This window comes from Gluconobacter wancherniae NBRC 103581, from assembly GCF_007988885.1.
GTDB classification, from domain to species: domain Bacteria; phylum Pseudomonadota; class Alphaproteobacteria; order Acetobacterales; family Acetobacteraceae; genus Gluconobacter; species Gluconobacter wancherniae.
In genome coordinates, this window is sequence record NZ_BJUZ01000001.1 from 261449 (window position 1) to 273442 (window position 11994).

At 59.6% G+C, this 11994-nt stretch carries 9 protein-coding genes; 3 read left to right on the forward strand and 6 right to left on the reverse strand.

What is annotated here, in order from left to right; translation table 11 throughout:
* Positions 1–52: 52 nt before the first annotated feature.
* A complete protein-coding gene (locus GWA01_RS01185; protein WP_146793216.1) occupies positions 53–1474 on the forward strand; it encodes an NAD(P)H-dependent flavin oxidoreductase in 1422 nt (473 codons plus the stop codon).
* Between the two features lie 7 nt (positions 1475–1481).
* The gene (locus GWA01_RS01190) at positions 1482–3464 is read left to right on the forward strand and encodes an FUSC family protein (protein WP_229316015.1); all 1983 of its coding nucleotides are present in this window, start codon (positions 1482–1484) and stop codon (positions 3462–3464) included.
* Here GWA01_RS01190 and GWA01_RS01195 read toward each other — a convergent pair.
* The 5 genes from GWA01_RS01195 to GWA01_RS01215 form a co-directional block, all read right to left on the reverse strand.
* A complete protein-coding gene (locus GWA01_RS01195) occupies positions 3461–3880 on the reverse strand; it encodes a DUF1489 family protein (RefSeq protein ID WP_146793220.1) in 420 nt (139 codons plus the stop codon). The genes GWA01_RS01190 and GWA01_RS01195 overlap by 4 nt on opposite strands.
* Positions 3881–3904: 24 nt before the next feature.
* Positions 3905–4987 carry a nucleoside hydrolase gene (locus GWA01_RS01200; protein WP_146793222.1) on the reverse strand — a complete coding sequence of 361 codons (1083 nt, stop codon included), beginning with the start codon at positions 4985–4987 and terminating at the stop codon, positions 3905–3907.
* A 36-nt stretch (positions 4988–5023) separates the two neighbouring features.
* On the reverse strand, positions 5024–6175 hold the full coding sequence (hemW, locus tag GWA01_RS01205) for a radical SAM family heme chaperone HemW (protein ID WP_146793224.1): 1152 nt from the start codon (positions 6173–6175) through the stop codon (positions 5024–5026).
* Entirely contained in the window at positions 6172–8199 is a 2028-nt protein-coding gene (locus GWA01_RS01210) for a potassium transporter Kup (protein WP_146793226.1), read from the reverse strand. The genes hemW and GWA01_RS01210 overlap by 4 nt, the downstream gene beginning before the upstream one ends.
* 114 nt (positions 8200–8313) lie before the next feature.
* Positions 8314–8994: a YggS family pyridoxal phosphate-dependent enzyme gene (locus tag GWA01_RS01215; RefSeq protein ID WP_146795388.1), complete on the reverse strand. Its 681-nt coding sequence runs from the start codon at positions 8992–8994 to the stop codon at positions 8314–8316.
* Between the two features lie 74 nt (positions 8995–9068).
* Between GWA01_RS01215 and GWA01_RS01220 the strand changes: the two genes are divergently transcribed.
* On the forward strand, positions 9069–10412 hold the full coding sequence (locus tag GWA01_RS01220; RefSeq protein ID WP_146793228.1) for an RsmB/NOP family class I SAM-dependent RNA methyltransferase: 1344 nt from the start codon (positions 9069–9071) through the stop codon (positions 10410–10412).
* 52 nt (positions 10413–10464) lie between these two features.
* Here GWA01_RS01220 and GWA01_RS01225 read toward each other — a convergent pair whose 3' ends face one another.
* Entirely contained in the window at positions 10465–11988 is a 1524-nt protein-coding gene (locus GWA01_RS01225) for an ATP-binding protein (RefSeq protein WP_146793230.1), read from the reverse strand.
* Between the last annotated feature and the right edge of the window lie 6 nt (positions 11989–11994).

An 11994-nucleotide genomic window follows, 5' to 3' on the forward strand; every position in this document is an offset into this window, starting at 1 on the left:
CTTACTTTGCCCCGCCCTTTTTTATTTTGAGTTTCGGAGACATCGGGTCCCCATGAAATCGATCAATGCCATCCGTTTTGGTGGTCAGGATGTGCTGCCTCTGATCGAAGGCGGCAAAGGTGTTTCCGTCTCCACGGGCGTGTCTGCCGGTCATTGGGCTGCTGCTGGCGGTATTGGTACCGTTTCTGCAGTCAATGCGGACAGCTATGACGAAGACGGTAACCGTGTTCCCCAGATTTATCATGGCCGTACACGCCGTGATCGTCAGCAGGAGCTGATCCGTTACGCCATCGATGGCGGCATCACTCAGGTCAAGATTGCCCGCGAGATTTCTGGCGGCAAAGGCCGCGTCCACGTTAATATCCTATGGGAAATGGGCGGGGCCGAGGAAATCATTCACGGTATCCTCGAGGGCGTTCCGGGCCTGGTTCAGGGTGTGACCTGTGGCGCGGGCATGCCGTATCGCCTTTCGGAAATTGCGACACAGTTTGCGGTTCCTTATTATCCAATTGTCTCCTCCGGGCGTGCATTCAATGCGCTCTGGCGTCGGGCCTATAGCAAGGCGCCCGAACTGCTGGGTGGTGTGGTCTATGAAGATCCATGGCGCGCAGGTGGCCATAATGGTCTGTCCAATTCCGAAAACCCCCTGCTGCCTGAAGATCCGTACCCACGTGTTCTGGAACTGCGCAACGTCATGCGCAAATACGGGCTTGATGAGACACCGATCATCATGGCCGGTGGTGTCTGGAGCTTGGGTGAGTGGGAAGACTGGATCGATAATCCCGAACTTGGCCCGATTGCTTTCCAGTTTGGAACGCGCCCGCTGCTGACGCAGGAAAGCCCGATCCCTGATGCATGGAAGCGCCGCCTGCGGAATCTGAAGCAGGGAGATGTCTATCTCAACCGCTTCTCTCCAACCGGGTTCTATTCGTCTGCTGTGAACAACAGCTTCATGCAGGATCTGCGCGGGCGCTCTGAGCGTCAGGTGGCGTACAGCATGGAGCCGATTGGTGAGCACAACACGGCCTATGGTGTGGGTGTTCGCAAGCGCGAAGTCTTCGTGACTGCGGCTGACCGTTGGCATATCTCGGAATGGGAAGCCGCAGGCTTCACCGAGGCGCTGCGCACACCGGATACGACACTTGTTTTCGTAACGCCTGAGAGCGCAAAACAGATCGTGGACGATCAAGCTGCGTGCATGGGCTGTCTTTCGGAATGCCGCTTCTCCAACTGGAGCCAGCGCGCGCCGACATACAGCAATGGTCAGAAGGCTGATCCGCGTTCTTTCTGCATCCAGAAGACGCTCCAGAGCATTGCGCATGATGGCAATGGCCCGAACGGAGATGAGGTCGTGGATCATAACCTCATGTTTGGCGGCACGAATGCCTGGCGCTTCGGGACGGACCCGTTCTATGCGAACGGGTTTACGCCGACTGTCGGACAGCTCGTGGAACGCATCCTGACCGGACAGTAAGGCTGTGGTGGGTGATCCGCTGGCCGGTCAGGCCGCTCTCAGTCGCACTCGCCACCTTACATTCCTGTCGCAGTTTCTGGCGCGACACTCCATTACCCTCAGCCCGGAACAGGTTGCTCCGGCTGAGGGGATACGCGCCGCCGTTGCGACGGTGGGCGCATTACTTCCTGCGCTCTTTTTTCATCAGCCCGTTTTTGCATGGGCTGCGTTTGCAGCGTTCTGGAGCTGCCTGATCGAGCCGGGGGGAACCCCTCGTGAGCAGTTCCGTATTCTCGGGCTTTTCACATTTCTGGGTGCCATTCTTGCTGCCCTGAGTGCCATCATAGCGTGTGCCCCGATCTGGGGCGTACTGCCGCTTCTGGCCCTGACGGGGATTGCGGCTGGCATGTCACGCGCGCTTTCGCCGTCTCATGGGCTGCTATGCACGCTTCTTTGCTGTGTTGCTGCCGCAGGGACCGGTTTTCCCGCGTCCTTTGATGCAGCGCTCATCATCGGTGCTGCTTTCGCCGTGGGTGGCCTGTGGGCGATGCTCCTGTGCCTCGTGATCTGGTCCTTGCATCCTTACGCTCCTGCACGTCGTGCTGTGGCGGCGAGCTATCGGCTTCTGGCGTTGATGGCTGGAGAGCTCGCTGCGGGACGGCTGCGCGAGACTGTTCATCGGCAAGCCGTGCGCAGTGCGATCGAGCAGGCGCGTATGGTCACACTACAAATCGACGCAGGTCATGGCAGCGACAGCATGCGCGCGCATCTTTCGGCGACGCTTGCCGGTGCTGAGCGCCTTTTCACGGCAATGCTGGCTGTTGAACATCTTGTTGAAACGCGGGGCATTGATTTTGAGGGGCGCGGCACACTGGCTGCGTTCTCGACGCTCTGTCAGTCTGCCAGCCGTCAGGTGCTCTCCCCCGAACCCGACCTTGCCGCACTCGCCAAGCAGGCTACGGCTCTCGCAGACAGTATCCGTGTGAGGCCGGGATCAGTTGGGGAGCTTGTAGCCACAAGTGCCAGCACGCTTGCGACACTGGCTAACGGATTGCTGAGGGAAAACACTGGGCTTCCTGCTGCGGAGCGTCCCCGGCATACGGCGCGGATGACGCCTGTTATCCGGCGACATGCCCTGCGGCTTATGGTGGGCCTGATTGCAACGGACCTCGCCAGTCGCTGGCTTGGCCTTCACTATGGGTTCTGGGCGCTGGTGGCTGTTCTTCTGGTGATCCAGCCATCTGGTCCTACGACGGTGGTCCGTGGGCTGGAACGCATTCTGGGCAGCGTGTGTGGGGGTGTCCTGGTGCTGCTGATCACACCTATGCTTTCGGGGCGATCGGAAATGCTGGTGGCTGTGGCGCTGTTTGCGATTGGTGCGATTGCCATGCGCGCCGTCAATTACACGATGCTCGTTCTGTTTCTGAGTGCGCAGTTCATTGTCGTAACGGAAATGACGATGCCTTCACCGGGGCTTGCGGGTTTGCGGGTAGTGGATAATGCGCTTGGAAGTGTCATCGGGCTATTTTGTGCATTCGTCGTCTGTCCTGATCGATTGGGCCGGGACATGGATGGCATGTTGCGGACTGCGATTATCGGTAATCTGAAATATCTGGCAGCAGTTCTGGGTGGGCAGGATAGCGCGGAGACCGATCGTATTCAGCGGCAAGCGGGGATTGATACGACGCGTGCGGAGTTTGCTCGTGGCTCATTGCCCATTTTTGGTGGAGTGGCTTCCATAGGCAAAGCGGCGGCGCACAATAATGGCATTCTGCGCGCGCTCAGGCGCCTGAGCGGTGAGGCGACGCTTCTGCGTTTCGATATGGAAGCGGGGCTTTGCCCGGGGGATACGCTGTCCGCTGAGCGCTGGGGGAAGCAGGCAGAACTTCTGGAGGCAGGGGCGCCGCTGCACGATATTGCGCTTCTGCTTGAGCAGGGACGTATTGTTGCGGAAATTGCGGCGTTGGACAGGGCGGGGCGCCAGCTCTTGAAACGCGCAGAGCGGGTCTAGATCAAGGCCAGTTCTGCGAGTTCACGACGCAGGGCAGGTGGCAGATCAGCGATGCCGTCTCCTACACCATTTTCTCCCAGATCCGCAGGTGCGTCCTTGGGTGTCATGTAGCGCCAGCCCTGAAAGGGACGCATGGCCCGTGGCTGGACGGGTATGATTTCATCCGAGACCACGATCAGTGTCCCTGTTGATCCGTCTCCACGCTGACAGGATTCTAGGCCTATGATCGGCTGGCGGCACAGGAGCATGCCGTCCATCACGCGGTAGATCGACCCTCCGGCGAGGATTTCGTCGGCCCGGCGTGGCATTGTGCGTGTGTGGACGACCGCATGCCCACCCACGCGTTCGCGGCGCATGCGCTCCGCCAGAACTTCCAGAGTTGGGCAACCAACGGCCAGCTTGATCATATGCAGCATGTTGGTTGCCCTTCTTTCAGGATGTTAGTGAGTGCCCATCGCGTTTTGTGCCTGTGAGACAAAGCCGTCAATGAAGCTTCTGGTATCGACGGATGTTACGATCTTCACTTTCTGCAGGTTCATGCCTTTTGGGGCGGTGCTTTCAGGCCAGATATGGGCGTGGCCATAATCCATACCGGGTGCCGTGTTAAAATCCATATAAGCCGTGACGGATTTGCGGATCAGTGATGGATCAACGGCGATGGCAGATGTCAGTTCGTCCCACATCGGCAGGGGGGCATAGAATTTCTGCATGTATTCCGTCACAGGGGTGTGGCGGCTGTTGATGCGATCCATCAGCGGATGCGTCATCATGATGTCGTTGGAGACATTGCCCACGCAGGTGATCGCGGCCCAGGGTGCCGTCAGGACGATGTGTGCGGCTTCGGGGTCTGTGATCATGTTGAAATCGGATGCAAAGTCAGCATTTCCGGTGACGGAATTCATGTTCTGGTCCACCAGGCCGCCCATGAAAATCAGCTGTTTGGCTGTTGCGGCAAAAGTGGAGTCCATCCGGATAGCGAGTGCCACGTTTGTCAGCGGGCCGGTGGTGACGATTGTGACCTGATGGGGGTGGGCATGGACTTCGCGAATCAGGAACATGGCCGCTGGTGTGGCGTCGGCCGCGAGGTGAGGTGCACCATCGGGCAGCGTGCCTAGAGCGGGCTGTGTGTCGGGCGTGTTGTCGATTGAGCCGAGACCGCCCCAAGCACCTTTCCATGGAATTGTGCCGTACTGCTTTTCACGCAGTTTCGTGGCTGCAACGGTGTTGACCAGTGGCAGGGTTGCGCCATCGGCCACGGGAATCTGGGTCTGGTGCGCGATTTCAAGGAAACGGCGGGCATGCGCTGATTCCGCGTTCTCCCAGTCATCACCCATGACAACCGTTAGGCCCAGAAGGCTGACGCCAGGGCGGTTGAGAAGGGGGATGATTGACTGGATGTCGGAGCCGCCCGGACCAAGGAAGTCGTTATCTTCGATGATGTAGTTCGGGGCGGCGGGAGCGGCATGTGCGACGCCGGTCAGGGAACAGGCGGCGAGGAGAAAGGAAAGAAGGGTGCGGCGCATTGTCTCTTCCGGTTGAGTTGATGCGCAATCATGCCCTCATGTGACGAGACGCGCCAGCATCGCTTCGAGCCTGAGCCGTCCTTCTGCCGTAGCGCGAAGCACGCCGTTGCTTCTCAGAAGGTATCCTTCTTCGATGCAGGCTCCCAGCATTGCAGGGTCAACGCAGTCATCCAGGACGCGACCTGTGCGGCGTACGAACTGTGTCTCACTGATCCCTTCAGACAGACGCAGCCCCATCAGGAGTGCCTCACGGCCGCGGTCTTCGGGGGAGAGTGGCGTTTCTTCCGTGCTGCCAGAGCCGGTGGCTTCGACACGTGTGGCCCAGGGTTCGGGCGCACGGTGACGCCGCGTTGCATGAAGTTTGCCATCAAGTGTCAGGCGGCCATGTGCTCCTGGTCCGATCCCCAGATAATCTCCGTAGCGCCAATATGTGAGGTTGTGGCGGCTCTCTGCGCCCGGGCGGGCATAGTTGGATACTTCATAGGGCAACAGGCCGTGGCGGGACGCTGTTTCGCCTGTCGCTTCGTACAGGCGTGCTGCGAGGTCTTCATCGGGGAGCTGAATTTCCCCCCGGCGATGCAGGGCTTCGAATTTGGTGCCCGGTTCGATTGTGAGCTGATAAAGCGACAGGTGATCGGCCACCAGTTCGAGGGCGGTATTCAGCTCGTTGGTCCAGTCTGCTTCGCTCTGTCCGGGGCGGGCATAGATCAGATCAAACGAAATTCGCGGAAACAGGCTGCGGGCAATTTCAAGTGCGCGGATAGCCTGTGGGCCGGAATGTTCACGCCCCAGCATGGAGAGAGCATCGTCTCGCAGGCTCTGCACGCCGAGGGAAACGCGATTGATTCCCGCCTCGCGGAAGGCACGGAATTTTCCGGCTTCAACGCTTGTGGGGTTTGCTTCGAGCGTGATTTCGAGGTCTGGGTCTGCATCGAACAGGCGATGCGCGTCCTCGATCAGTGCAGCGACCGTTTCGGGGGCCATGAGCGATGGAGTGCCGCCGCCAAAGAAGATGGATCTGAGCGGTCTGCGGCCAAGACGTGCTGCGTCATGCGCGAGTTCACGACGAAGGGCTGCGGCGAAACGCGCCTGTGGAATTTCTTCCCTGACATGGGAGTTGAAATCGCAATAGGGGCATTTCGCGAGGCAGAACGGCCAGTGAATGTAGAGGGAGAGAGGTTCGGTCAAATTGCAATCCGGACACCAAATTCCACCACGCGATCAGGCGGGATGCGGAAGAATTCGGTTGTGGAAGTGGCGTTACGTAGCAGGAGCAGGAAGATCCACATGCGCCAGAGCTGCATTTTCGGCACCCGCGACCGCACGACGAGCTCGTGGGACGTGAAATACGATGCCTGAATGGCGTCGAATGCCACACCGAGTGCTTTGAGTTCCTGTAGGGCGCGTGGCAGGTTTGGCATTTCCATGAAGCCGTAGCGTACGATGATGCGGTGAATGTTGGGCGCCAGTTCCTGAACGATGACGCGGTGGCCGCGCTCTGCTTCGGGCTGATCGAGGTTCTGGACGGTGACGAACAGGACGTGTTCGTGCAGGACCTTGTTGTGCTTGAGATTGTGCAGCAGCGAGTTGGGGACCACGTCCGGATTGGCTGTCATGAAGACTGCCAGACCAGGGACGCGGATGGTGCGCGACTGTGGCAGGCGGGCGAGGAACGATCCCATCGGCATCGAATTGGCAGCCTGACGGGCAGCGATGAGGCTGCGTCCGCGCTTCCAGGTGGTCATGACGATGGTGCTGATGACGCCGATGGCAAGAGGGACCCAGCCGCCATCGGGGATCTTCAGGACGTTTGCCGAGAAGAAGATGCTGTCCACGATGAAGAAGAAGCCGAACACCAGCCCTGTTGTCAGAGCACTCCATTTAAAGACGCGACGGAAAACGACCATTGCGAGCACGCAGGTGCACATGAAGGTTCCGGTTACGGCAATGCCGTAAGCGGCGGCCAGGGCAGACGACGAACGGAATGAGACGACCAGCACCAGAGCGCCGAATGCAAGGATCCAGTTGAGAGATGGCAGATAGATCTGCGCCTCCTCAGAAGCATTCGTGTGCATGATGCGCGTGCGGGGCAGGTAGCCCAACTGGATGAGCTGACGGCACAGGGAGAAGCTGCCTGAAATGCCGGCCTGGCTGGCGATCACGGTGGCACAGGTGGCCAGGATCAGGAGTGGGATCTGAAGCCAGTGTGGTCCAAGGTGATAAAACGGATTGGCGAGTGTTGCCGGATCATGGATCAGCAGTGCTGCCTGCCCGAAATAGTTCAGTGTAAGGGATGGCAGCACGAAGAAGAGCCATGCGTAGCGGATTGGCGCACGTCCGAAATGGCCCATATCAGCGTAAAGTGCTTCTGCCCCGGTTACGGACAGGACGACCGATCCGAGTGCAATGAACGAAAGCGTTCCATGCGCGATGATGAATTGCAGGGCTAAGGTTGGGGAGAGCGCCAGAAGGATATGCGGGTATAGCATGATCCCGCGCACACCGAGGACCGCAAGCGTTGCGAACCATACGACCATGACCGGCCCGAAAGCCTTGCCGATTGTGCCTGTTCCCAGCGCCTGCGCAGCGAACAGCGCCACCAGCACCAGCATGGCAACGGGGATGATGACGTGGCTTGCAGATGGGATCGATATCTCGATGCCCTCGACTGCGGATAGTACGGACACTGCGGGCGTGATGATGCTGTCTCCGAAGAAGAGGCAGGTGCCTGCGATGCCGACCAGCCCGAAGAGCCAGCGGAAATGCGGTGATTTGCAAACACGCTGGGCCAGGGACATCAGGGCGATGATGCCGCCTTCGCCATCATGATCCGCCCGCATGATGAGCAGGACGTATTTGATCGTTACGATCAGCATCAGCGACCAGAAGGTGAGGCTGGCCAGCCCCATGATCTCCAGAGGCTGTGCCGGATGCTTTACCGAGCCTACGATGCTGACGGAGGATTGCAGGGCATATAGCGGGCTTGTTCCGATATCGCCGTACACGACACCCAGAACAGCAAGCATGGCGCCGAAGCCTGCGGGCTTCTTGTGGGTGTGCGCCTCCTCGTCTGCTCCGAACTCTGTCGTGTTACCTTGCTTGCGAGCCTGCTCGATCGACTGGAGCGCTTCCCCGACGGCGGGGTCAGTGTTTGCACCAGAAGATTGGGTCGATAGGTGGTCGCCGTCTTGTTCAGGCATCTCTGGTTCCATTTACGGACATCGAAAAGCGCCGTTAGATACGGTCGTGCCACCCATCGGCGGGCGGCTCTGCATCATGGCATCTGCCCTCATGACAAGATTCCTTACACAGAAGCAAGCCGAAGCTTAGGAAACTGTCATGGGACGGGATCCAAAAATAGCACTTCCAACCCGAACCAGCGTTGCGCCAGCGCCAATTGCGGCCTCGAAATCTGCGGACATTCCCATGGACAACACCGGCAGACCGTGACGTCTGGCCATGTCGTTGAGAAAATTGAAATGGGCTACCGGATCTTCTGATTCCGGAGGGATGCACATCAAACCGCGAATGTTATCGCCGAAGCGATTCATGGAAGTTTCGATGAACGCATCGGCATCTTTGCGAGGGATGCCTGATTTCTGTGTTTCGTCGCCGGTATTGACCTGAACGAGCAGGCCGGGAAGCCGACCACATTTCTGGGAGGCTTTTTCAATTGCATTGGAAAGGGCAGGGCGATCGAGGCTTTCGATCATATCGGCGATGCGACAGGCATCCACGGCTTTGTTTGTCTGGAGGCCCCCGATAATATGAAGTTTCAGGTCTGGCCAGTTCTCGCGGAGCTGGGGGAATTTGGACGCTGCCTCCTGCACCCTGTTCTCACCGAACAGCCTCTGGCCGGCTTTCAGTGCCGCCTCGACGGCCTCCTGCGGGTGGAATTTACTAACCGCCACCAGCGAGACATCATCGGCATTGCGCCCTGCCTTTTCAGCAGCCTGGATCATGCGGTGGCGGATGGCGGAAAGGTTGCTTGCGATCTGCTCTGACATGGCGGAAGACAAGACGCCATTGCGTCCGAGGCCGCAAGATGCGATTTCCGCACAATGCGAGAGACGAACGTTCGATGACACAGCAGAACACACCCCGTACGGGGACAAAGAGCCCAGGGCCGAAATTCCGGAACAGAACCAGGAAAGCGGGTGAGCGATCCGGTCCTACGGGGAAGCCGGGTCCTGATCCCACGCGTGATCTGGCGTTCGATATCGTCTGCGGTGTCGTTGAGCACCGGCGCATGCTCGAAACCACTCTGGATCGCAGCACCGTTTCCGATCCGCGGGACCGTGCGTCAGCGCATCGTCTGGCGGCTACGACCCTGCGCCACATGGGCAGCATGACCGAGCTGCTCCAGCCGATGCTGCGCCGCGAGCCTCCAGAGCCTGTGCGTTGCGCGCTGCTTCTGGGTGTTGCCCAGCTTTTGCATCTGGAGACGCCGCCTCATGCCGCCGTGGGCACGATCGTGGATCTGCTGCGTCGTAGGGGTCTTGCGCCGTTCGCTGGACTGGCCAATGCGGTGCTGCGGCGGGTTTCGCGTGAAGGCAAGGGCCTTCTGGAAGGGCTGGACGAAGCACGTCTGGACGTTCCTGCATGGTTGTGGAGCGCATGGGGTTCCCGTGCGCGTGCGATTTCACGCGGCCTTCACCGGGAGGCTCCTCTGGACCTGACAATCCGCCCCGGTGCTACGGCCCCTGAAGGTGGAGAGCTGCTTCCGACGGGAACCGTACGCTATCCAGCCGGGACGCGGATGACGGCTCTTGAAGGTTTTGAAGAAGGCGCATTCTGGGCGCAGGACGTTGCTGCGGCCATGCCGGTTCGTCTGCTGGGCGATGTGAACGGCAAGTGCGTGATCGATCTCTGCGCTGCTCCTGGTGGCAAGACTGCGCAGCTTGCGACGGCTGGCGCAAAGGTCACGGCGGTAGAGCGTGAAGAAACGCGCGTGACTCGGCTTCAGGAAAACTTTGCCCGGCTGAAGCTGGAGGCCGAGACAGTGGTGGCTGACGCACTTGAGTGGAAACCTTCGGAGCCTGCTGACGCCGTGCTTCTGGATGCTCCATGCTCGGCAACCGGAACGCTTCGCCGCCATCCGGATGTGCTGTGGGTCAAGCGTCCGCGCGATGTGGTGGCGCTTGCAGAAGGTCAGGATGCTCTGATTGATGCCGCGCGTGAAATGCTGCGTCCGGGTGGAACATTGCTGTACGCGGTCTGCTCACTTCAGGACGAGGAAGGCCCGGACCGGGTTCGCGCTGCAGTTGAGCGTGGGGGATGGACGCATGAGCCATTCACCGAAGATGAACTCTCCATGATGTCTGCTGCTCGTACGCCGGAAGGCTTCTTCCGCACGCATCCCGGTCTTTGGGTCGAGCAGGGCGGGATGGACGGATTTTTTGCAGCCCGTCTGATCCGCACCTGATCATATCAGGTGTCCCGCGGCTGGCAGTGAATGCCGGTCGCGGGGGATTATGTCAGGGGGCGAGCGTCACAACAGCACGCAGTCCGCCTTCCCGACGGTTTTCGAGCCGCACATCGCCGCCCTGAGCACGCAGAATGGTGCGTGCGATTGAGAGGCCGAGACCAGTCCCGCCGGTTTCGCGGTTACGGCTGGTTTCCACACGAACAAATGGCTCAAAAACGCGCTCCAGCTGGTCATCTGCCAAGCCTGGACCACTATCTTCGATGACAACCTTGATAAGGTTTTCCACCCCGCTGGCCGTGTTCATCATTGCTGCGGGTTCAAGGCTAACCTGTGCGCTACGACCATATTTCAGGGCGTTAAGGATCAGATTGTTCAGAGCGCGCTTGAGAGCAACGGAACGCGCGCGCACTTTAACCGGCACGGTGGGGGGCTCGAAAATCAGAGCTTCTACCATGTCAGGCTGGCTCTCGGCCGCTTCGTCCATGATGGTCTGAAGCAGGGCGCGGAGATCGAGGGTGACGATAGGCTCGTTCGATGCACTGTCACGTCCGAAGGCGAGCGTTGCATCGACCATCGCTTCCATCTCGTCGAGATCAGAGAGAATTTTGGTGCGTAGTTCATCATCGTCGATGAATTCAGCTCGTAGCTTCAGACGCGTGATGGGGGTGCGCAGGTCGTGGCCGATGGCCGTCAGCATCAAGGTCCGGTCCGTGATGAAGCGGCGGATGCGACTGGCCATCGTGTTGAATGCAATGGCCGCACGGCGGATCTCGGAGGGTCCATGTTCGGGAAGTGCAGCCGTGTTGACGTTTCTTCCAAGAGATTCCGCAGCATTTGCCAGCGTTGTGACAGGCGCAACCAGCCGACGCGAACCCCACACGATCAGTGCACTGCCGCAAAGTGACATCAGGAGGAACGCGATCAGGAAGGTGGGAGAACCAAACGGATTGGGTAATGGCGTGACGAAGCGCACCACCAGCCAGGTCCTTTTGTCTGGCAGCAGCAGAGAAACCGAGTGCGTGCGCAGCTTCTGGCCCGTCCAGACGGCGCGTGGATAGAGCGATGAAGGCAGGAGGCCCCAGTCCATCATGGGAGGAATCATGTGGCGCATGGGGATGCGCTGCTCACCCCGAAACGGGCCGCCGGGCCCTTCAGGCATTTCCCCCGGATGATATGGGCCGCCACCATTCATCATGCCGGGCGGGAAGGGGCCCATCGGGGCGCCGGGTTCTCCCATTTCTCCCTCGGGCTCCGGATGGGGGCCGAATTCCATTCCGTTGTTTCCGGGTGGCGGATGAAAGCGGTTGAACATTGCGCCCGGAAAATCAGGGAGCGGCATCTTGTGGCTGGGTATGAGCGGGTCATGCTCGGTTAGCAGCAGCGCGGTTGTTCCCGAGGGGATATGCAGATCATCGAGCGCGTCCGCGCGGTTTGCCGGTGCTGTTTCAGCGACGGTGCGATAGATCGAGAAGACCTGCATCTGGTTCTGGCGGATCTGACTGCGTGTGGCGAAGTCGATATGATCCAGGGCATGGATGCCGAGGCCAGCCAGCTCAATGACAGCCAGCCCCACAATCAG

Bases quoted from the DNA above. Each gene is read 5' to 3' on its own strand.
- GWA01_RS01185 (WP_146793216.1), top strand. From the start codon at position 53: ATGAAATCGATCAATGCCATCCGTTTTGGTGGTCAGGATGTGCTGCCT.
- GWA01_RS01195 (WP_146793220.1), bottom strand. From the start codon at position 3,880: ATGCTGCATATGATCAAGCTGGCCGTTGGTTGCCCAACTCTGGAAGTT.
- GWA01_RS01200 (WP_146793222.1), bottom strand. From the start codon at position 4,987: ATGCGCCGCACCCTTCTTTCCTTTCTCCTCGCCGCCTGTTCCCTGACC.
- GWA01_RS01210 (WP_146793226.1), bottom strand. From the start codon at position 8,199: ATGGAACCAGAGATGCCTGAACAAGACGGCGACCACCTATCGACCCAA.
- GWA01_RS01215 (WP_146795388.1), bottom strand. From the start codon at position 8,994: ATGTCAGAGCAGATCGCAAGCAACCTTTCCGCCATCCGCCACCGCATG.
- GWA01_RS01220 (WP_146793228.1), top strand. From the start codon at position 9,069: ATGACACAGCAGAACACACCCCGTACGGGGACAAAGAGCCCAGGGCCG.